Origin of the sequence: Streptomyces sp. SP18CS02 (assembly GCF_036322365.1) — a bacterium.
Classification (GTDB): domain Bacteria; phylum Actinomycetota; class Actinomycetes; order Streptomycetales; family Streptomycetaceae; genus Streptomyces.
The window spans coordinates 301,921-322,847 of the sequence record NZ_JAQYXC010000288.1 but is presented as its reverse complement, the minus strand read 5'-3'; the positions used below and the strand labels follow the sequence as shown (position 1 = coordinate 322,847).

At 73.9% G+C, this 20,927-nt stretch carries 18 protein-coding genes; 12 read left to right on the top strand and 6 right to left on the bottom strand.

Annotated features, from left to right (window positions below; genetic code table 11):
• Positions 1-362: 362 nt before the first annotated feature.
• Positions 363-1,532 carry a hypothetical protein gene (locus tag PUR26_RS19895; protein ID WP_329873762.1) on the top strand — a complete coding sequence of 390 codons (1,170 nt, stop codon included), beginning with the start codon at positions 363-365 and terminating at the stop codon, positions 1,530-1,532.
• Between the two features lie 481 nt (positions 1,533-2,013).
• Here PUR26_RS19895 and PUR26_RS19890 read toward each other — a convergent pair whose 3' ends face one another.
• Complete coding sequence (locus PUR26_RS19890; RefSeq protein WP_329873761.1) at positions 2,014-4,755, bottom strand: SpoIIE family protein phosphatase; 2,742 nt, start codon at positions 4,753-4,755, stop codon at positions 2,014-2,016.
• Between the two features lie 461 nt (positions 4,756-5,216).
• On the opposite strand from PUR26_RS19890, the gene PUR26_RS19885 reads away from it, so the two are divergent.
• Together PUR26_RS19885 and PUR26_RS19880 are read left to right on the top strand one after the other, a co-directional pair.
• Entirely contained in the window at positions 5,217-5,924 is a 708-nt protein-coding gene (locus PUR26_RS19885; protein WP_329873860.1) for a carbonic anhydrase, read from the top strand.
• Between the two features lie 151 nt (positions 5,925-6,075).
• Complete coding sequence (locus PUR26_RS19880; protein WP_329873760.1) at positions 6,076-6,384, top strand: hypothetical protein; 309 nt, start codon at positions 6,076-6,078, stop codon at positions 6,382-6,384.
• A gap of 36 nt (positions 6,385-6,420) precedes the next feature.
• Here the strand turns inward: PUR26_RS19880 and PUR26_RS19875 are convergent, their stop codons facing one another.
• Positions 6,421-7,047, bottom strand: a complete 627-nt coding sequence (locus PUR26_RS19875) for an alpha-ketoglutarate-dependent dioxygenase AlkB (protein WP_329873759.1) — start codon at positions 7,045-7,047, stop codon at positions 6,421-6,423.
• Positions 7,048-8,103: 1,056 nt separating this feature from the next.
• Between PUR26_RS19875 and PUR26_RS19870 the strand changes: the two genes are divergently transcribed.
• Genes PUR26_RS19870 through PUR26_RS19855 form a run of 4 tightly spaced genes read left to right on the top strand, consistent with a single transcriptional unit; the run spans position 8,104 to position 11,826 of the window.
• The gene (locus PUR26_RS19870; RefSeq protein ID WP_329873758.1) at positions 8,104-9,246 is read left to right on the top strand and encodes an LLM class flavin-dependent oxidoreductase; all 1,143 of its coding nucleotides are present in this window, start codon (positions 8,104-8,106) and stop codon (positions 9,244-9,246) included.
• Positions 9,243-9,749, top strand: coding sequence for a GNAT family N-acetyltransferase (locus PUR26_RS19865; protein WP_329873757.1), 507 nt, complete (start codon positions 9,243-9,245; stop codon positions 9,747-9,749). Before PUR26_RS19870 ends, PUR26_RS19865 begins: the two co-directional genes overlap by 4 nt.
• Entirely contained in the window at positions 9,746-10,789 is a 1,044-nt protein-coding gene (locus tag PUR26_RS19860) for an amino acid ABC transporter permease (protein WP_443077110.1), read from the top strand. Before PUR26_RS19865 ends, PUR26_RS19860 begins: the two co-directional genes overlap by 4 nt.
• A gap of 50 nt (positions 10,790-10,839) precedes the next feature.
• Entirely contained in the window at positions 10,840-11,826 is a 987-nt protein-coding gene (locus PUR26_RS19855) for an ABC transporter substrate-binding protein (protein ID WP_443077120.1), read from the top strand.
• Between the two features lie 142 nt (positions 11,827-11,968).
• Here the strand turns inward: PUR26_RS19855 and PUR26_RS19850 are convergent, their stop codons facing one another.
• A complete protein-coding gene (locus tag PUR26_RS19850) occupies positions 11,969-12,886 on the bottom strand; it encodes a glutathione S-transferase C-terminal domain-containing protein (protein ID WP_329873755.1) in 918 nt (305 codons plus the stop codon).
• Positions 12,887-13,399: 513 nt separating this feature from the next.
• Between PUR26_RS19850 and PUR26_RS19845 the strand changes: the two genes are divergently transcribed.
• Together PUR26_RS19845 and PUR26_RS19840 are read left to right on the top strand one after the other, a co-directional pair.
• Positions 13,400-13,858 (top strand): RrF2 family transcriptional regulator, encoded by a 459-nt coding sequence (locus tag PUR26_RS19845; protein WP_329873754.1) that lies wholly within the window; start codon positions 13,400-13,402, stop codon positions 13,856-13,858.
• A 181-nt stretch (positions 13,859-14,039) separates the two neighbouring features.
• The gene (locus tag PUR26_RS19840) at positions 14,040-15,365 is read left to right on the top strand and encodes an acyl-CoA dehydrogenase (protein ID WP_329873753.1); all 1,326 of its coding nucleotides are present in this window, start codon (positions 14,040-14,042) and stop codon (positions 15,363-15,365) included.
• Positions 15,366-15,440: 75 nt separating this feature from the next.
• Here PUR26_RS19840 and PUR26_RS19835 read toward each other — a convergent pair whose 3' ends face one another.
• From PUR26_RS19835 to PUR26_RS19825, 3 genes are all read right to left on the bottom strand, one after another.
• Positions 15,441-16,154 (bottom strand): helix-turn-helix domain-containing protein, encoded by a 714-nt coding sequence (locus PUR26_RS19835; RefSeq protein WP_329873752.1) that lies wholly within the window; start codon positions 16,152-16,154, stop codon positions 15,441-15,443.
• 76 nt (positions 16,155-16,230) lie between these two features.
• Positions 16,231-16,533 carry a DUF1876 domain-containing protein gene (locus PUR26_RS19830; protein ID WP_329873751.1) on the bottom strand — a complete coding sequence of 101 codons (303 nt, stop codon included), beginning with the start codon at positions 16,531-16,533 and terminating at the stop codon, positions 16,231-16,233.
• Between the two features lie 254 nt (positions 16,534-16,787).
• Entirely contained in the window at positions 16,788-16,976 is a 189-nt protein-coding gene (locus PUR26_RS19825) for a hypothetical protein (protein ID WP_329873750.1), read from the bottom strand.
• A 345-nt stretch (positions 16,977-17,321) separates the two neighbouring features.
• Here PUR26_RS19825 and PUR26_RS19820 point away from each other — a divergent pair, with 345 nt between their 5' ends.
• The 3 genes from PUR26_RS19820 to PUR26_RS19810 all read left to right on the top strand — a co-directional run bounded on the left by PUR26_RS19820 (position 17,322) and on the right by PUR26_RS19810 (position 20,920).
• Positions 17,322-18,386: a hypothetical protein gene (locus PUR26_RS19820; protein WP_329873749.1), complete on the top strand. Its 1,065-nt coding sequence runs from the start codon at positions 17,322-17,324 to the stop codon at positions 18,384-18,386.
• 424 nt (positions 18,387-18,810) lie between these two features.
• Entirely contained in the window at positions 18,811-19,452 is a 642-nt protein-coding gene (locus PUR26_RS19815) for a TetR/AcrR family transcriptional regulator (protein ID WP_329873748.1), read from the top strand.
• Between the two features lie 124 nt (positions 19,453-19,576).
• Positions 19,577-20,920 (top strand): MFS transporter, encoded by a 1,344-nt coding sequence (locus PUR26_RS19810; protein WP_329873859.1) that lies wholly within the window; start codon positions 19,577-19,579, stop codon positions 20,918-20,920.
• The last annotated feature ends 7 nt before the right edge of the window (positions 20,921-20,927 follow it).

The following is a 20,927-nucleotide window of genomic DNA, read 5'->3' as shown; positions in this document are numbered from 1 at the left end:
CGGACACGGGCTGGAGCTGGGCAGAAGACACGTTTCTCCTGGCTGATCGGCGGTCCGCCCAAAATTACCCGGCACCTCGCCGGTCACCACCGGCAGGCCATCAGGACCCGTCAGCGGGGTGCCCCGTCGGACCGCCGGACGAGGGCGGGAAGGGCGTGCGGTTCCACGGCGCATCCTGTACGGCCGGCTCGTCGGCCACGTCCGGGAGCCGGAGGGTGCGGCGACGGCCGCCTCGGACAGGCGCCACCCGTACGGCCGGAGCGCGTGCTTCACGCTGTGGCTGCGCTCCGGGCGGACGGAAACCAGGTTGGCCGGCCGCCACCGGGCTGGGACGATGCCCCCGTTTCCCGAGCGGAGGATTCTTGTTCGTTTTCGTGTGCGCGGGGTGCGACGCCGAGCTGACCGCCCCGTTGTCCCAGGTCGCCCTGCCGGTCCATGCCCACCAGCAGTACGGCAACGGGCTACAGCTCCCGGTGCTCATGGAACCGGGGACGTTCGCCGTGGAACCGGAACCCTGGGGGCCGCCGTGGCGGAGGCCGGAGGAGACCGGTCCGGACGAAGCGGCGGCCCATGGCGTCCACGGGCCGGTCCACGCTCTGTCCGGCGGCGTGCCCGGCCCGATCGTCATCGCACCCGGGGACACCCGTGGCGCCGTGCTGATCCCGGAGAAGCGCGGCGGTGCCTGCTGCGGCCTCGCCGGGGGCGACGGCCCCAACATGGCCTGTGCGGCGTGCGGTCTGCCGGTGGCGAGCCGGATCGACGACTGCTCGCTCTGGCAGGCCGTGTGGCTCGCTCCGGGCGCCGTGCGCCCCCTCCCCGTCGAAGCCGACGACGCCGGCCCGCTCTCCTGGGCGGAACTGATGGCGGAGGGGAAGGGCGTGCCCCCCTTCGAGCCGATCACCTCGTGGGCATCGCTTTTCGGGGCGAGCGACCGGTGGCATTGGAGCCCGCAGTGGGTGGCGGCGGCCGGGCAAGCGCTCGCACACCTCCTGGCGGCTTCGGAAGGCCGGGCGGTGGCCGTCCCGGACGGCCTGGCCTCGGAGATGTTCCGGCGCGACCTCGACGCCCTGCTGCCGGCCGGCCCGCCGGCGCGGCGTGCCGTCTTCGCCGGACCCGGGCTGTCCGCCCCCGACGCGGACGCCCGCATCCTCCTCGTGCCCTCCCATCCGCGGACCGGGGAGGTCTGGGCTCCGCGGACCGGGGACGCCCGGACCCCGGCCGCCTCGGCGTACCCGGTGCCGCTGCCGTTCGGGGTGTGGCTCCGGCTTGTCTTCCCCGAGCCGGAGCTGCCCGTCCCCGCGTCGCGTCTCATGCCCGAGGACGTCCTCCGCGACGACCCGCCCGCACCGGCTGTCCATGACGTGTTCCGGATCGACCAGCACGTGTTCTGGCACACCCTGGCCCGGCTCCCGGCTGTGCGGAGGCCATGGCTGGCCGAGATCCTGGCCCCCCTCACACCGCACCCACGCGCGGGCACCTTCCAGTCGGCCGACGAAGGGCTCCGGGACCCCGGCCCTTGCCCCGTCCTGTGACGGACGGCGGATCCCATCACTTCGGAGGGCCACCGCCGTCCGGGCTGCTCGGCCACGGCGGACCTGGTGAGTGCGTCACCGGGCGGACCGGTGCTCCGACGGCCGGCGACCGCGTCCCGGCCGACGGCAGCCTTCGCACCGGAAGGCACCCACGCCTGAGCCGCTGATCGAGCGTGAGGTCAAACGGGTGACAGGAGCTGGTCGTCGGGGTTCCGACCGGCGCTGGCGGCCGCCCCGACGGAAGTTGAGCTGGAAACGTTTCCGGGAGTTCTCCGGATCGAGCGGCTGTCTCCCGCCTGCGGTCGCGCTCGACGGCGCGGCCGAACGCTCCACCACGGGCCGTGGCTTCGCAAGCGGGTCACCGTACCGGCCAGGGGCGTTCCCGCACCCGGCATGGGCTCACCGCGCAGGCGCGGGAGGGTGGCCGCGCCGGACTGTCGCCAGGCCCGCTGCGGACCCGGCCGACCCCCGGGAACGGGGCTCACAGCGGCTCGATGTCGAGGACGTCGAACTCCAGCAGCCCCTCCGGGACGGCCTCCTGCGCGTCCCCGGCCCCGGGCGGCGGCTGTTCCGCCCAGATCACCTTCCCCTGGGGTGTGTACCGGGTTCCCCAGCGCTCGGAGAGCTGGGCGACGAGGAACAGCCCGCGCCCGCCCTCGTCCGTGGTCGCCGCGTAGCGCAGATGTGGCGCGGTGCTGCTGTTGTCGGCCACCTCGCAGGTCAGGCCGCGGTCGTGCAGGAGCCGGACCCGGACCGGGGCGGCGCCGTAACGGATGGCGTTGGTGATCAGCTCGCTGAGGATCAGCTCGGTGGTGAACGTCAAATCGTCCAGCCCCCATGCACGCAACCGCGCCGAGGCGGCGGCCCTGATCCCGGCGACGGCGCCCGGGTGGAACGGAACGTCCCATTCGGCGATGCGCTCGCGTTCCAGCGCCCGGGTGCGCGCGACGAGGAGCGCCACGTCGTCCTTGGGATGGGCGGGCAGGAGCGCGTCCAGCACGGCCTTGCAGCTCTCCTCGGGGCTGCGGTCGGGCCGGGCGAGCGCTTCGCGCAGCAGTTCCAGGCCGACGTCGATGTCCCGGGTACGGTCCTCGACCAGTCCGTCGGTGTAGAAGACGATCTGGCTGCCCTCCGCCAGTTCCAGCTCGGTGGTCTCGAACGGTATGCCGCCCAGGCCCAGCGGCGGCCCGGCCGGGAGGTCGGGGAACTCCACCCGGCCCCCGGGGTGGACCACCGCGGGCAGTGGATGGCCCGCCCGCGCCATGAGGCACCGCAGGGAGACCGGGTCGTAGACCGCGTAGAGGCAGGTGGCGCCGGTCATCCCGGAGCTCGTCCCGTCGTCGCCCTCGTCCAGGTCGATGCGCCCGACGAGGTCGTCGAGACGGCCGAGGATCTCGTCGGGCGGCAGGTCGAGGGTGGAGAAGTTGTGCACCGCCGTACGCAGGCGTCCCATGGTGGCGGCCGCGTGCAGGCCGTGGCCGACGACGTCCCCGACGACGAGCGCCACACGGCTGCCCGGCAACGGGATGACGTCGAACCAGTCCCCGCCCACGCCCGACTGGGCGGGCAGGTACCGGTGTGCCACGTCGAGCGCGCTCTGCTCGGGCAGGGCGCGCGGCAGGAGGCTGCGCTGCAGTGTCACGGCCATGGCGTGCTCACGGGTGTAGCGGCGCGCGTTGTCGATGCAGACGGCGGCTCGGGTGACCAGCTCCTCCGCGAGCGCGAGGTCCTCGTCGTCGAACGGTTCGGGCTTCTCAGACCGCCAGAAGTTGGCCATGCCGAGGACGACGCCCCTCGCCTTCAGAGGCACCGTGATGAGCGAGTGGATGCCGTAGGCGACGATCCTGGCCGCACGCTGGGGATCCTGGGCCTGCCAGCCGAAGGCCTGCGACAGATCGGTCACCACCTCGGGGCGGCCGCTGCCGAACCCGCGGGCCTGCGGTGTGGAGGGCAGGAAGTCGATCATCCGGCCGCGCGGGTACAGCGGGTGGTCCGCGTGGATGCCGTTGACGGCGGTGCGGCGCATGTCCGCGCCGTTGCCGGTGGGCTCCTCTCCGCGCAGCACCGGGTCGGCCAGATCGACGGTCACGTAGTCGGCGAACCGGGGGACGGCCACCTCGGCCAGCTCCTCGGCCGTACGCACCACGTCCAGGGTGGTGCCGATGCCGACGCCGGCGTCGTACAGGAGGTTCAGGCGGTTGCGGGCGCCCTCCGCCCGGCCGGTCAGCGCGCGGAGCTCGGTGGTGTCCCGGATGGTGGCGACGGTGCCTGCCGGACCGCCGTCGCGGTCGGTGGGCCGCTGGTTCACGGCGAGCAGCCGCTCCGCGGCGAGTACGACCTCGTCCGTGGCCACCCGGCCGGAACACAGCAGCTGCGCCATGGCGGGGTCGAGCCCGGGCAGGTCGTTGACGTTCCGTCCCTCCGCGCCGGCTGGGAGCTGGAGCAGCCGCTGCGCCTCGTCGTTGGCCAGCAGGAGCCGGCCGTCCCCGGCGACGATGACGACCCCTTCGCGGACCGAGTGGAGCACGGCGTCGTGGTGTTCGTACACACGGGTCATCTCGGCGGGCCCGAGCCCGTGGGTCTGCCGTCGCAGCCGACGGGCGACCAGCGCCGACCCCGCCGTGGCGAGGCCCAGTCCGACGGCGCTCGTGACGAGGATGACGGGCAGTTGCCGGACGACCACACTGGTCACGTTCCGCACCTTAAGGCCGGCCGAGACCAGGGCCGTCACCTGACCGTCGGCGTCGGTCACGGGCACCACGGCCTGCACCTCCTCGCCGAGCGGACCGTCGACGTGCTCGATGTACACCTCGCCCGCCAGTGACGGTTCGATGGTGCCGACGAACCGTTCGCCGATCAGATCCGGCTGCGGGTGCGTGTACCGGATGCCGTTGGTGTCCATGACGACGATGAAGTCCACGCCGGTCTTCATGCGGGCCTTCTCGGTGAGCGGCTGGAGCTCCGCGGAGGGATCGGGGGACGCGAGGGCCTCGTCCAGCCCCGGCGAATGCGCGAAGGACTCCGCGACCGCGACCGACCGGTTCTGCGCCTCCCGGTCGCTGTCGTGGCGGGACTGGAGCAGCAGCGCGAGCATCGCACCGAGCACCAGCAGCAGAACGAGCGCCACCTGCAGGACGAAGACCTGCCCGGCGACGCTGCGAGGACGCCTGTCGGTCAGCGACCGGACCGAGGCATCGCGGAATCGGCCGAGAAAGTTGACCACGCTCAATTGTTAACACCGCAGGCCCGCCGGGGACCATGGGTGACCGCGGGTTCCCGCTCGGGCACACAGCGGCACGGCGGCGGCTCACCGCCGGCCGTCGGGCCGGGCCTCCCCAGGATTTGTCCAACGCCCGGCCAACGAAAGCCCAAATCGAACAGCCCACGCCCGCCCGGTCGTACCTTTCGGGCGTGACAGCGAACCCCGAGAACATACCGGCGCCCCGCTCACGGTCCCTCTCCCCGCTCCCCGACGGTTCCCCGGTACCCGGCCCGCCCATGGCGCCCGCCGGGTCCTCACACGGGCGTCCACCGGCCGACAAGGCGCGTTTCGCGGGCGGCGAGGCGGCCGCGACGCCCGTCGCGTCCGCCTCCCCGGCCCTCCCGACCGCCGTCCCGCCCGAGGCCCCGCCCGCCGCCCCGGGGACGCGTGTCCCGGCCTCCTCTCCGACGGGCCGGCGGGCACTGCTGCGCGCCGCCCTCGCCGGGACGGCGGCCATCGGCGCGGGTCTCGCCGCGCCGGGGTCGTCGGCGGCCGTGGCGGCCCCCGCGACCGCCGGCGCGCGCCCGGCGAGACCCGTTCCGAGACCCGTGACCCCGGAGGCGGCCCTGCGCGAGCTGTACCGGGGCAACCTGCGCTGGCACGCCCGGCACCAGACCCACCCCCACGAGAGCGCGGCGGACCGGGTGGCCGCCGTCTCCGGTCAGCACCCGTTCGCCCTCGTCCTCGGCTGCATCGACTCCCGGGTCCCCCCGGAGCTGGCGTTCGACCAGGGGCTGGGGGATCTCATGATCGTCCGCTCGGCGGGCGAGGTACTGGACGAGGCGGTGCTGGGCAGCGTCGCGTACGGTGCCCTGGAACTCGGAATCCCGCTGATCATGGTGCTCGGGCACCAGTCCTGCGGCGCCGTGTCGGCCGCTGTGCGCGCGGACGAGACGGGCGAGGAGCTGCCCGCCCACATCGACTACGTCGCCCGGCAGATACGGCCCGCGATCGACCGCGCCCACACGGGCACGGCCCGCGTCGACGCCACCGTCACGGCCAACGTACGGCTCGTGCGCTCCCGGCTCGCCGCCGAACCCGACCTGGCCGCCAAGGTGGACGCCGGGGCGCTCGCCATCGTCGGCGCCCGATACGAACTCGGCTCCCAGCTCGTCCACCCCGTGCACTGACCACCGGTCCCGTCCCGTCGCGCCCGCGCCCGCGACGGGACCGGTACGGACGTCCGTACCGGTGTTGTAGGTTGACCGGCGGCTCCAGGCCGAGAGCCGCCCGTCATGTTCCGTACCGGAACCGTCCGGAAAGCGCGAGGGACGCCCTGAGGTGATCGCCTTCCTGCGGGGCGCCGCGACCGCGATGCTGGTCGCGGTGAACCTGTTCTGCGGCTACGTGGCCTTCTGGGCGCTCCTGCCGCCCCAGGGCGCATGGGACGAGAACGGCCTGACGGCCATCGAGACCGGCTGTTTCCTCCTGATCCTGCTGGGGGGCGCGGTGCTGCTCACCGTGGCGCTCCCCGTCCGACGCCGGGCGCTCAGCCCGTGGTGGCTGACCCCTTCCGCCGCCTTCGTGGTGCTCGGCGCGGCCCGCTGGACGTACGTGAGCGAGCGGTACCCGATGCCTTACGACCACTGATCCTGGCGGGCGGGCCGGCCCGCGGAGCCGCGTCCGTCATCCGACGCCCCGCGGGCGGAACTGGACGCTGATCCGGGGCCCGACGCCGCGGGCGGTCTTGGGGACGGCGTGCTCCCAGGTGCGCTGACACGAGCCGCCCATGACGATCAGGTCGCCGTGCCCCAGCGGGACGCGCCGTGCCGCTCCGCCGTGGCGGGGCCGCAGGGCCAGATCGCGCGGTTCGCCGACCGAGAGGATGGCGACCATGGTGTCGAACCGCGAGCCCCGGCCGACCCTGTCCCCGTGCCAGGCCACGCTGTCCCGGCCGTCCCGGTAGTAGCACAGACCCGCCGTGACGAAGGGCTCGCCGAGCTCGGGCCGGTAGTGCGCGCTCAGCGCGGCGCGGGCCTCGTCGAGCACGGGATGAGGAAGGCGGTCCTCGCTGCCGTAGAACGAGAGCAGCCGGGGCACGGCCACCTCGTTGTCGTACATCCTGCGCCGCTCGGCCCGCCACGGCACACCGGAGGCGAGCTCGCCGAACAGCGCGTCCGCACCGCTCAGCCACGCGGGAAGCAGGTCGATCCAGGCGCCTTCGCCGAGCTCGGTCCGGCGGACGCCCGTGAGCGGACCGAGGCCGATGTGGTCGGTCTGGTCGAAGAGCGAGCCCTGAAGATGCGCTGACATGGTTCCAGCGTAACCAGAAACCGAACACATGAGCTATTCCGGGTCGCCCGGCCCGCGCGCCCTGCACCGGCCGGCGACAGGATCCGGGGGTGAGGCCGAAACACCCGGTCCTCCGCACCCCGGTCCTGCCGTCGGGGACCGGCCCTGGCGTGCCGTCCATGGACGCGGCGGACACCGGTGCGGGCACCGGCCCTGCGCCCGGTCGCCGGCCACCGCTTCCACCGGATCGTGAGCGGTCCCGCTCGCGGCCGGCCCGGGCGCCACGCGGCGCCGCGCCGAGGCCGGCTTGCGCCCGGCGGGCTCGTGCGCCGCCGCGGGCACGGCCCGGACGGAACGGAGCACCACGGCTGCTGCCGGCCCTGCCGGCCGGCGCACCCCCCATCGACTGCGTCGCCCGGCGGACAAGGCCCGCGATCGACCGCGCCCACACGGGCACAACCCGCGTCGACGCCACCGTCACGGCCGACGTACGGCTCGTGCGCTCCCGGCTCGCCGCCGAACCCGCTTGCCCCGAGGGCCACTTGACCACCGAGGCCCGTCCCGCCGCCCACCCGCACGGGTTCCCGTCCCACGGATCGGGACGGCATCTCCGTCCGGCCGAAGGGGGGGCGAGGCCCCTGTGGGCGGCCCGGCGTCACCGGCTGTGTGAACGGCGTGTGGCAGTGCCCCCCATCCGCCCGAAGGACTGTTGACGCGCCCGAAAGTCCGGTGCTCAACTGACGGCATGCCTCCAGAGCCGCCGCTGGTCTCCCGCGATCACATCGACTTCGGTCGTGTGTGGTCGGCGTCGTGTCGTCGCTCCTGACGCGACGGCAGGTCACCTGAACGGTCCGTTCGCCCTCCGGCCCCGGGCCGCTCGTCACGGCGCGCACCGCCGCCCCACCCGGCGACCCGCGCGCGGCCCGGCCCTCGGCCCGCCCGCGCCACCGGCGCCGCAACGCCCCTCCCCCGCGAGGCGTTCTCCGACGTCTCCACACGTACGTCGTCGCCCCTCCGCCCCGCCATGCCCTCAGGTATGGCCCCCCGCTCACCGTCCCGCCCACGAAAGGCCCCACCATGCCTGTCGAGTTCCTCGGCATCGCCGCCACCAACGACGGCTCGGAGACCGCTCCGAGGTCCGGCGCCGCCTTCGACAAGGAGTACACGCTCAGGCTCGCCCGCGCCCACGAGGACCACGGCTGGGACCGGGTGCTGTTCGCGTACAGCTCCGGCTCGCCGATCCCCGCGCCGGCCGCGGCGTACCTGGCCGCGAAGGTGGAGAAGCTCGGGATCCTGCTCGCACACCGGCCGAACGTGTCGTACCCGACCTACGCCGCCCGCACCTTCGCCACCCTCGACCAGATCAGCGACGGACGGCTGGCCGTCCACTTCATCACCGGCGGCAACGACCACGAGCAGCGGCGGGAGGGCGACACGCTGGGCAAGGACGACAGGTACGCCCGCACCCGGGAGTACATCCAGATCGTCAAGAAGGTCTGGACGCGGCACGAGCCCTTCGACCACCAGGGCGAGCACTACGGCTTCAGCGACTACGTGAGCGACGTCTTCCCGGTGCAGCAGCCCCGTCCGGGCGTCTCCTTCGGCGGATCGTCGCCCGCCGCCTACGCGGTGGGCGGTGCCGAGGCGGACGTGTACGGCCTGTGGGGCGAGCCGCTGGCCGAGACGGCCCAGCAGATCGCCTCGGTGCGGGAGGCGGCGCGGGCCGCGGGCCGCGCCGACAGCCCGCGCATCCAGGTGGCGTTCCGCCCGATCATCGCTCCGACCGAGGAGCTCGCCTGGGAGAAGGCGCGGCGTACGGTGGGCGTCATCCGCGAGCGGGGCGCGCACGGCCACTCGGTCTCCAACCGCCGTCCGGCCGGCGCCCCGGAGAACAGCGGGTCCCAGCGTCTCGTGGCCCTCGCGGAGAAGGGCGAGCGCTACGACCGGGCCCTGTGGACCTCCACGGCCGCCGCGACGAGGGGCGCGGGCAACTCCACCGCGCTGGTCGGCACTCCGGAGACGGTCGCCCAGGCCCTGCTGGACTACTACGACCTGGGCGTGGACATCCTCTCCGCCCGGGGTTACGACCTGCTCGGTGACGCCATCGACTTCGGCCGGCACGTCATCCCGATCGTCCGCGAGGAGGTCGCCAAGCGGGACCGGGAAGGCGCCGCGCGCGGCCCCGAGGCCCTGGAACGGCTCGCGGCGGTGTCCGCATGACGTCGGTCGCCGGGCCCGGTCCCGCCGGGCTCACCGTGGTGCGCGCCACGGTCGACGAGCCCCTGGTGCAGCCGATGCTGCGGGAGCTCACCTACGAGTACTCCAGCCGTTACGGGCCGCAGGCCCACCAGGAGATGGTCCGCTATCCGGCCGCCGAGTTCGCCCCGCCGCACGGAGCGCTGCTGCTTCTGCTGGAGGACGGTGTCGCGGTCGCCGGCGGCGCCTTCCGGCGGCACGACACCCCCGCGACGGCGGAGCTGAAGCGCATCTGGACGCACTCCGCCCACCGCCGGCGCGGCCTGGCCCGGCGGGTGGTCGCCGAGCTGGAGCGGGAGGTCGCCGCGTACGGCTACCAGCGGATCTACCTGACCACCGGACCGCGCCAACCGGAGGCCCGCGGGCTGTACCTGGTCACGGGTTACACCCCGCTGTTCGACACCGCGGCCGATCCGGAGTCCATCGGTCCGCTCGCCTTCGAGAAGCACCTCACGGAGCAGCCATGACGGCCCAGAGTCCCCCGACGGCCAACACCGGCACGGCCGGCCCGGAGTCCGCCGACGCCGCAACAGCCGGCCCGAAGCCCGCCGGTCCGGAGCCCGCCGGGCTCGCGAAGGCCGCGTCCCCGCCCGGCTCCGGCGGCGCCGGGCCGGTGGTCGTGCCCGTGCGCCACTACTGGCGGTGGGTGGCCGCGGCCGCCGTTCTGGTGGTGGTGGCACAGTTCACGCACGGCCTCGTCACCAACCCGGGCTGGGAGTGGGACGTCTTCTTCCGCTATCTGACGGCCGAGAGCGTGCTGCGGGCCGTGTGGGTGACGCTCCAGCTGACGGTGTACGGCACGGTGCTGGGCTTCGCCCTCGGGCTGGTGCTGGCACTGATGCGGCTCTCCGGCAGTGCCCTGCTGGCCACCGTCGCCTATGTGTACGTGTGGGCGTTCCGCTCCATCCCGCTCATCGTCCAGCTGCTGTTCTGGTTCAACCTCGCCTACCTGTACGAGGAACTCGGGATCGGCGTTCCCTTCGGCCCCGTGCTGTGGAGCTTCGGCACGATGAACCTGGTCGGGGCGATGTCGGCCGCGGTGATCGGTCTGGCGCTGCACCAGGCCGCCTACGCCGCGGAGATCGTCAGGGGCGGGTTCCTGTCGGTCGACCCGGGCCAGCTGGAGGCGGCCGCGGCGCTGGGCATCCCCCGCGTGCGGCAGTTGCGGCGGATCATCCTGCCGCAGGCGATGCGTTCCGCCCTGCCGAACGCCGCGAACGAGATCATCTCGCTCTTCAAGGGCACGTCGATCGTCTCGGTGATGGCGATCGGCGAGCTCTTCTACCAGGTGCAGGTCATCTACGGGCGCAACGGGCGGGTGGTGCCGCTGCTGATGGTCGCCACCGCCTGGTACGTCGTCCTCACCACGGTGCTGTCGATCGCCCAGTACTACGTCGAACGTCACTACGCCCGCGGCAGCGACCGCACTCCCCCGCCCAGCCCGCTGCGACGCGCCCGGACCTTCCTGCGCGATCTGACCGCCCGCCCCACCCGGGCGACCGGATGACCTTCCCGACCGCACCGACGTCCACGATCACGAGGAGCTCCACCGTGCCCATCCGCACCGCCGTCCGCCGACGCACCGCACTCGCCCTGGCGCTCGCCTCCGCCCTGGCCCTCACCGGCACGGCGTGCGGCTCCACCGCCGGCGACGGCACGGACTCCACCAGGGCCAGGTCCGACGCCAAGGGCACCGAGATCGACCTGAGCCCGGACCAGAAGCGCGTCACCGCGCAGAAGGTCGACGCGATCGCCGCACTGGTCCCGCGGAACATCCGGGAGCGCGGAACCCTGGAGGTGGCCAACGCGGCCAACACGGCGCCCCCGCTGGCGTTCTACGCCACCGACGACAAGACCGTCATCGGCGTCGAGCCCGACATCGCCGCCCTGGTGGCCGATGTGCTGGGGCTGAAGGTGCGCTCCCACACCGTCGACTGGGCGAACATCTTCGTCGGCCTGGACAGCGGCAAGTACGACGCCGGGTTCAGCAACATCACCGTCACCGAGGAGCGCAAGGAGAAGTACGACTTCGCCACCTACCGGCTCGACAACATCGCCTTCGAGGCGAAGAAGGACCGGGACTGGAAGGTGAAGGGACCGGCCGACGTCGCGGGCCGCACCATCGGGGTCTCCTCGGGCACCAACCAGGAGAAGCTGCTGGTCGACTGGAGTGCGCAGAACGTCCGCGAGGGGCGCAAGGCGACCGACATCAAGTACTTCCAGAACACCAGTGACTACTACCTGGCACTCGGGTCCGGCCGTATCGACGCCTACCTCGGGCCCAACCCGGTCGCCGCCTACCACGCCGTCACCACCGGGGAGACCGAAATCATCGGCGCCTTCTCGGGAGCGGGCGACAAGATCCAGGGCAAGATCGCCGCGACGACCAAGAAGGACAACGGCCTGGTGCAGGCGCTGCACCAGGCGATCCAGCACCTCATCAAGGACGGCAGCTACGCGCGGGTGCTCAAGCGGTGGGGCCTGCCCGACGAGGCGGTGACCTCGTCCGAGCTCAACCCCGTGGGGCTGCCGAGGACGTCATGAGGACGCGGGAGGGTTCATGACGGTGGGGGCGGCCCGGCGCGTCGAGCCGGGCCGCCCCCTGGCCGTGGTGCGGGAGCACACCACATCGTCACGCCGTGACCGGCGGGCCCTCTTCACGCCCGGGACGGAAGCACGCGGCCCGTCACGGGCGTGCCGTACGGGCCTCCGTGGCGGCGGGGGTCCGGGGCTGCCTCGCGGCCGGCCGGGTCTCCGCCGGGGCACAGCGGGCCGCTTCCCAGTCCACGATCGGCATCGCGGCTCCGGCCGCCTCCCGTCCGCGGCATCGCGCGTGATGCCTGCGGGCGATGCCGTCGGCGTCGAGGTGGGCGGCGAAGGCGGGGTGGGCGGTGAGCCGCTGGGCGTACGCCCACAGGCGGGGGTGGTCGGCCACCTGGTGCACGGCGCCGGCGTCGAGGTGCCAGCGGTGCACGGTGTCCAGCTGCACCAGGGTCACCCAGAGGTGCACATCGGCCGCGGTGAGCCGGTCGCCCGCGATGTACCGCCTCCCGGTGAGCCCGCGCTCCAACGAGTCCAGCGCGCCGAGCAGAACGCCCAGCGGCGCTTCGTGGCCGTCCCCTTCGATGCCCAGTTCCCCGGCGTGCTGGGCGGCCTCGTGGATGCTCGTCTCGCAGAGCCGGGCGACCTCGTCGATCTCGGCGCCCAGCTCGCGCGGGTACAGTTCGGGCCCGCCCTCGCCGAAGCGCAGCGCCAGGTCGCGCAGGATGTCGGGGGCGTGGGTGCTGACGATCCGGCCGGTCCAGCCGTCGCTCAGCACGGGCACCGAGGCGGGACCGGGGTACTGGTGGGCGCTGGCGTCGTACAGCGGGCGCAGCGCGGTGTACCCGCCGTCCGCCGCGTCCGGCGCGGCGGGCAGCAGCGTCACGGGGAGGACGTCCGCCAGCCCGAGCAGGTGGTGGGTGACGGCGATCCGCAGCGAACTGGGACAGGACAGCGACAGATGGAGCCGGTACCGGTGCGGCACGGCGTAGTGGCCGCTGCGCGCGTCGCGGCCGATCCTTCCGCGGAAGGCCGGCACTGGGGTCGAGGGTGTGGCGGACATGCGTCTCCCGGTGTGTGCTCGGTCATGGACGCGTGCGGCGGCGACGGCACGCGGCGGTGGTGGCGCGGGCCCGGCACGAGGCGTACGCGGGTGAAGGAAGTGCTCGAATACGAGACGTGCTCGGGTACGGGACGGGGCGGGCCGAGGGGCCCGGTGCGGGATCCGGTACGCCCCGGGGCGGCAGACGGGCAAGCCCCGGGGACGGCGGGAAGAATGGCCGCGGAGACGGCCGCGTACCGCCTCGTTCAGCGGTGGAGGGGACTCGCCGCGCTGCAGACGCGCAGCAGGTCGATGTGGCGACGGGAGGTCAGGGCAAGCCGACGCCGGACGGCACTGCCCGCGCCCACCGCCGAAAGCCCCATCATGTCCTGTCCGTTCACTCGACTGCCCGCCTTGAGTGTCGGCGCGCCGCCGGTCGGCGTCAAGGGTGTGCACGACGGCGCTCCGGCCGGTGGCCCGGCGCCGCGGGGTCACCGGCGTCGCCGCCGGTACGCCGTGCGGGATACTGCGAGCATGCGGATTTCAGCCAGGGCCGACTACGCGGTACGAGCCGCGCTGCACCTCGCGGCCTGCCAGGACGAGGGGCCGCTGAAGGCTGAGGCCATCGCCGGCGCGCAGAGCATTCCGCACAAGTTCCTGGAAAGCATCCTCAACGACATGCGGCGGGGCGGCCTGGTGCTCAGCCAGCGCGGCGGCAACGGCGGCTACCGACTGGCCAGGGCCGCGGACTCCATCTCGATCGCGGACGTCATCCGCACGGTGGAGGGGCCTCTCGTCTCCGTTCGCGGGGTGCGCCCGCCGGAGCTGTCCTACACGGGGGCGGCCGAGTCGCTGCTGCCCCTGTGGATCGCGCTGCGGGCCAACGTGCGGGAGATCCTCGACGGTGTGACGCTGGCCGACGTCACCTCCGCCGCGCTGCCCGGCAGGGTGTCCGCCCTGGCGGAGGACCCGGAGGCCTGGACGAATCCCTGACGGTGCCCACGGGTCGGTGGGGCGCCGCCACCGGGCCGCCCGTGCCTGTCGTCCACCGTCCCCGCCGTCTCGGTGGGCGGAACACAGGTGTCCACTCCTTGAACACCCGCTTGGGCGGCGGGACATCCTCTGCCACCATCCCTAGTAATCCAGTGGGAATACTAGGGTTACGAGGTGACCGGTGAGCGGCGGAAAGCCGAAGAAATCCGTGGTGCGTCCGGCCCCCTCACGGGCCGAACGCCCCGCCGACGAAGAGCTCTGGCCGCGTGTGACCCGCGAACTCGCCGACGACCTGGCCTTCGACGCCCCGGCCCGCGACCGGGCGGGCAAACCCCCGTTCGACGAGGTCGCGCGGCTGAGGGAGGCCGGTCTGCTGTCGCTGCTCACGCCGCCCGGCCCCGCCCCGCACGAGGGCGCCGACTGGCGCCTGGCCTGCGGAGTCCTGCGGGAGGTCGCGGCGGCGGACAGCTCGATAGCCGAACTCCTGGGGCGACACTACGTGTTGGCGTGGAGCGCCCGGTTCTTCGGCGAGACCGAAGCCGCCGCCCGGATCGAGCGCCGCTGCGCGCAGGAGCAGTGGCTGCTCGCCGGCGGCATCGAGCCCGCCGACCCGGAGCAGGACCAGCAGCTCACCCTCACACCGATCGGGAACGGTTACGTCCTCAACGGGCGGCGGGATCTGGCCGCCGGCCTCGCCGTCGCCGACCGGCTCGTCCTCGGCGCGCCGTGTGCCGACACCGGTGAGTCGCTGATCGCTCTGGTGGATCCGGCGCATCCCGGTGTCATCGCCGACATGGCGGACGAACGGCTCGGCCAGCGGCTGACGGGGGCCGGCAGCGTGAGTTTCGACAACGTACCGGTGTCCGCCGACCAGGTTCTGGGGGCCGTTCCGCGTGACGAGCACGCCGTCTCACCGTTCACGGCCCTGGCCCCGCTGGCACTGAGGCTCACCCTGGTGCACGTCGGCCTCGGAATCGCCGAGGGCGCACTGGCCGAGGCTCGGGACGTCAGCCGCGCCACCCTGGCCGCCTGGCCTTCCCCGGACGGTGCGGCCGGGCTGTACGGGAGCGACGCGTACGGCGACCGCGAGACCGACGACGGATACGGCCCCTACACGGCCCGCCCCAATGGCGACCCCTACCTGCTGCTCGCCTACGGGGAGCTGGCGACCTCGGCCCACGCCGCCTCGGCGGTCGTGGAGCGCGCGACGGAGGCACTGGCGAGGGGGCTGCTCGCGGGAGCCGCGCTCACCGTCGACGAGCGGGCCGACATCGCCGTACTCGTCGCCGCGGCCGAGGCCGTCACCAGCCGGTCCGCCGTGCACGTCACCACCCGCATCCTGGAACTCACCGACGGCTCCGGCACGTCCCACGGCGCCACGGGCTTCGACCGGTTCTGGCGCAACGCCCGGGTGCTGACCGCCCAGGTCTCCCCCGCCCACCGGCTCCGCGACATCGGCGACCACTACCTGAACGGGACGCACCCCCGGCTGACCCTCTCCATGTGACGGCGGGGCCGGAGGGCTCCCTCGCGATCCGCCGTCTCCACGGCATGTCCACACCGCTGGGGAGGTACGCCCCGGTCAGGCGGGCGGGAACGGCTTGTGGGTGTCGTGGACGAGGATGCGGCGCCCGGTGACGCGGACCGGTGTCACGGCGATCCAGTGTTCCCTGTCCCCGCCCGCCCACGGTGTGCTGTACGCCTGGGCCTCCAGGTCGCGCACCGACTCCGGGTCCGTCACCGCGCGTGCCGTGCCGACGACCAGAACGCTCCACCCCTGGCTCAGCGCGTCGTCGATGTGGTCCACCTCGAAGGCGATCTCACCGCCGGCCGCCCTGGCGGGTACGGAGTCCGGCGACGTCCTGAAGACCACGTCGCCGTCGGCGGCGATCATGTAGTTCACGGGGAGGATGGCGGGACCCTCGTGGGTGGTGACGGCGACGCGGCCCACTCCGTGCGTGCCGAGCAGCGACCGGCAGGCGTCCGGGTCGAGGTCCACCAGCTCCGCGTGGTAGGCGGCGTGACCACTGCCGGGGGGAAGGTCGGCGGTCCCGCCGGTCAGGGCCGCTACGGTCGTCTCCAGGGCGTCCGCCAGGCGCAGCATGAACCCCATGCCCGGCGTGGCCGTCCGCTCCTCCAGGTACTGGATGTAGCCGGGCGCCGAGCCCGCCCGCAGGGCGACGTCCTCGCGGGAGAGCCCCAGCTCCTCCCGGCGCGCGGCCACACGTCGGCCGATGTCGCCCCTCAGGTGTTCCGGCACCGGGGCGGCGTGCCCCTTCCTCGGGTCTCCCGGCATGGCCGCACCGCTCCTTCGTCGAGCCCCTGCACGTCAACGTTAGCCATGCGGCCCCGGGCCCGCACCACGGGCCCGCTCAGGCCCCCACCGCCGACCAGCCGTAGCCCGTTTCCTCGTCACGCTCGCCCGGAATCCCGGCGCCCATCTCGCCGAGGTCACGGTTGGCCGCCCTCATCAGGTGCCGGCCGAGGTCGTTCATCGCCCGGCCTGCCGCCAGTTCGTCCCCGATGCGCGGGACGTCGATGTCGGCCGGGTTGCAACGGGCGGTCCCCCGGCCGGTGAGCGTGGTGACGCCCGTGTCCAGGACCACGCGTGCCCTCGTGTCGCCGTCGTCCTCGTCGAGGTAGAGGCGGACGTTCCACTCCAGTGTCCGGGTCATGGCGAACCTCCTCGGCCGTGGCGGCCCCGGTCGGCCGTTGCGGGCACGGCTCTCCCCTCAGGATCCCTCTCCGAGCGGCCGGCCGCGCTCCCGCCGGCTCCCGGGCGGTACGGCCGCGGCATCCGGGAACCGGGCGCCCCGGCCGGGACGTCAGTGGTGGAAGCCGGGGCGGGGCCCGGCACCGCCGCCCCGGCTGGCCAGTCCCGTCGGTGCGACCCGCACGTCGTCGAGCGGCAGCCGCGACAGATCGCGGCTTACCCCGTGACGTACCACCACACGCTGGACCACGGTCTCGTGCCGGGCGGGGCAGCGGGTAGGCGGGTACCTGCCAGCCGCAGCCGCAGCCGCAGCCGCTCCGCCAGGTCGTACAGCGTCCACGGCACGCCGTCGGCGAGGGTCCAGGTGACGACCGCGAGCCCGTCCCGGCCGTCGGGCAGGACCACAGGTGCGGCAGCCGTGCGATGCCGTCGGCCGGGTCCACCGCGGTCCTCGCGCAGGCCTCCTGGACGGCGCGGTAGCCTTCACGGCCCCCGCCCTCGCACGGGCAGCACGCGTGGTCCCCTCATCAGGACGAGTGGTGGAAGGACGGATGTGGAACGGCTCGTCCAGGGGAACGCGAAGCGGCGCGTGTCGCGATCGGCGGGCCGGCAGCCCCTCTTATGCCTTTCCCGGATGGCGCAAGCTCCCGAACCGACTATTAGATGAAGCGAAGCGTGCGCCCTACCGGCGCGCGGAGACCGCGACACGGTGTGTGCCGACCCGTGCAGTTCGGCGAACGGAGCCGCGCCATGGCAACCGACCCCACTCCCCCCTCCACCGGCGACGAGGACCGTGCCCAGCCGCCCGACGCCCAAGCGGCGTACGCGGCCGCCTACGCCGCCGTGTGTGCCGCCGATCCGCAGGGCCCCGACCCGGACCCGCACGACGAGCCCATACGCACCCTGCTCTGGACGGCCGCCACCTACCGGCCGCTGGACGAGGTCGCCGCGCTGGTGAGTCTGCTCAAGCGGACCAAGGCGGTGAGCAACCCGGGGGACGAGGCGCTGCGGGCGGCCGCGGTGGCCCGCCCGCTCGACGAGGTCCGGCAGTTGGTGGCCCTGCTCACCGAGCCGCCGCACGAGGTCGGCGAGGCCGACACCACGCTGCGCGCGGCGGCCGTGGGCAGGCCCATCGAGGACGTGGCCCAACTGGTGAACATCCTGGGCACCGACGCGAGCGGCGCGGCCGCCGCGGGAGCCGGATCCGCCGCGAACGACCGGGGGTCCGTACCCGAGCGGGGGTCCGTACCCGGCCGGGAGACGCAGCCGTCCGACCGGCTTACCGACGGCATGCCCACCGGGCCGGCCGGGCCGCCGCCGGGCCTGCCGTCCGTCGACCGCCCCTGGTCTCCGGCAGGGTCCCGCGGTGTCCCCGGGGGCATCGGCGCGCTGGCCCGCGGGGCGGGCGACGCCGCGACCGGGCCGTTCCGTTCCCCGCTGCGATGGCCCGCGGCGACGGCCCTGCTGGCCTGCGGGATCATCCATCTGCCGACGGACTTGGCACTGCTGCGTTCCGGCGGCTACGCGGACGCGCTGTCGGTGGCCGTCACGGTGCTCTGCCTGATGCTGGGCCTGTGGCTGGCCGTTCGGGACACCGCCCTGGCCTGGGCGGCCGCCGCCGCCACCGCCGTCGGTGTGATCGCCCTGCACGGGGTGGCGGGCGTCTCCGGCCTCCCTCTGCTCAGGAGCAGCCTGGGCGGCGCCTACGCATGGGCGAGCACCGTGGCGGTGCTGGTCGCGGCGAGCGGCGCGATCCTCGCGGGCTCGGTGCTGGTGCTGCGCCAGCGGGAGCCGGACGCGACCAACAGCACCTGAACCGTTCTCCTCCCTCGGGAAACCCGCCGCCCGCCCGGTCCCGGGTCCGTGCCCCCGCCGACGACGCCGGGGGCACGGACCCGCGGCCGGGCGGGCGCCGTGGCGCGGACGTGCGCGCGTGACGACGGCGGCCCGCGGAAGCCGTGTACGGCGCTCCTCGCCGTCGCCCGCCCCGTCCGCCGTGTCACGCGGTGCTCGTCCTGCGGGCTCCCTCCTCGTGACCGCGGCCATCCGCCCCGAAGGAAGCCGACGACCGGCGGGCCGTGCCGGCGATCCGCCCCCACCGCCGGTGCACCCGTGCGTGCTTCACCTTCCATGCCCAAGAGGTCCGTCAACGGACCGGGTACGCAGGGGCGTCGTCTGTCTACGATCGAACCGCGACGCTGACGGAGAGTCGCCGCCGTAGGTGCGAAGGGAGGGGCGGATGCCCCGACAGGCAGATCACGATCAGCGCCGCCGCCAGATCGCGGAGGCGGTGTGGCGGCTGGCGGGACGGGGCGGGCTGGAGGACGTCACCCTGCGGCAGGTGGCTGCCGAGGCCGGTGTCTCGGTGCGACTGGTGCAGTACTACTTCGGCTCCCGCGACGGCCTGTTGCTGACCGCGCTGGAGATTCTCGACGCGGACGCCGAGCAGCGGGCCCACGCGCGCGTGACGGCTCTCGGGGCGGACGCGGGGCCACGGGCGATCCTGCGGAACATCCTGCTGGAGCTGCTCCCGCTCGACCGGGAGCGCAGGACCCGGCACCTGGTGCACGCGGCCTACTTCCTCCGCTTCCTCCGCGATCCCGCCCTCGCCCGGGAGGCCCGCGACGCACCTCTCGCGCTCGAAGAGCTGGTCGCCGCGCTGATCGGCCGGGGCCGGCCGGCGGACCCGGTGTCCCCGGCCGTCGACACGCGCTCCGAGGCGGCGTTCCTGCTGGCCGGTGCCCACGGTCTGCGGGCCGGGGTGCTCCTGGGACAGCGCAGCGCGGAGCAGGCGGTCGCCCTGCTCGACCTCCAGCTCGACCGGGTCTTCGGCACGGCCGGTTCGCGGTCGGTGGTGCCGGCGGAGAGCCGCGACGGGTGACCGGCTTCCCGAGGATCCCGCTACGGCACCCCCGGCACGAGCGCCGAGAGGACACCCCCGCATGTCCGGTTCCGTGCACGACCCGGCCGATCCCCCGCCGGACGCCGCTCCGACGGACCACGCCATGCCCGCCGCCCCGGGCAAAAGCAGTGACAGCGCGCCCCCGGGGCCGCGAAGAGCGCTGGTCGCGGGGTCGGTGGGCAACTTCGTCGAGTGGTACGAGTTCGGCGTCTACGGCTACTTCGCCACGGTCATCGCCGCCAACTTCTTCACCCCGCAGGGCGGTGGTGACGCCGAGGCCCTCATCAGGACGTACGCCTCCTTCGCGCTGGCCTTCTTCTTCCGTCCGGTCGGCGCTGCGGTCTTCGGTCGCGTCGGTGACCGTCTGGGGCGGCGGCCGACGCTCATCCTGGTGCTTCTGCTCATGACCGGCGCCACCACCCTGATCGGTCTGCTGCCGACGTACGCGACGATCGGCGCCGCCGCGCCCTGGCTGCTCACATGCCTGCGGGCGCTCCAGGGGCTGTCGGCGGGCGGTGAGTTCGGCGGTGCGGTCTCCGTCATGACCGAGTCCGCCCCACCGGGCAGGCGGGGGCTGTACGGCGCGTGGCAGTCCTTCACCGTGGCGCTCGGCCTGCTCGGCGGCGCGGGTGCGGCGGCGCTTCTGGCGGCCGTGCTGACCCAGGCGGAACTGAACGCGTGGGGCTGGCGGGTTCCGTTCCTGATGACGTTGCCCCTGGGGCTCGCCGCCCTGTGGCTGCGGCTGAGCCTGGAGGAGACGCCCGCGTTCCGGCGCGGGCGGGCGCTCGCGAACGATCCCGGCGGGCACGCGACGACGGGCGGGGAGGGCCGGCCCGTCGCCCCCGTCCGCGAGGCGGCCGTGGCGATCGTGCTGGGCGCGGGGCGCCTGATGGGCTGGTCGGCGGCCGGCTACACCTTCCTGGTGGTCCTGCCCTCCTACCTCCAGACCTCGCTCCGGGCCACGTTCCAGCAGGCCCTGATCGCCACGGTGCTCGCCAACGCGGGCTTCGCCGCCTCGATCCTGCCTGCCGGGGCGCTGAGCGACCGGATCGGGAGGCGCTCGGTGATGACGGCGGGTGCGGTCCTGGTCGCAGCCCTGGCATTGCCGCTGCTGAATTCGGTGCAGGACGCCGCCGCCCCGGCCCTCGCCAAGGGTCTGGCGGTGTTCGCCGCGGGTGCCGCCGTCGGTCTGCTGGCGGGTCCCGGCCCGGCGATGCTCTCCGAGATGTTCCCCACCCGTGTCCGCTACACCGGGCTCGGTCTCGCCTACGCGCTGTCCAACGCCGTGTTCTCCGGCTGCGCGGGGCTCGTCATCACCTGGATCATCGCGCGCACCGGAGACGTCGACGTCCCCGCCTACTACGTGGTGGTGACGGCTCTGGTCAGTGCGCTCGCCCTCGCCACCCTGCGCGGCGACGACCACCGGCGTCCGTTGCGCGACCGATGAGGAGGAG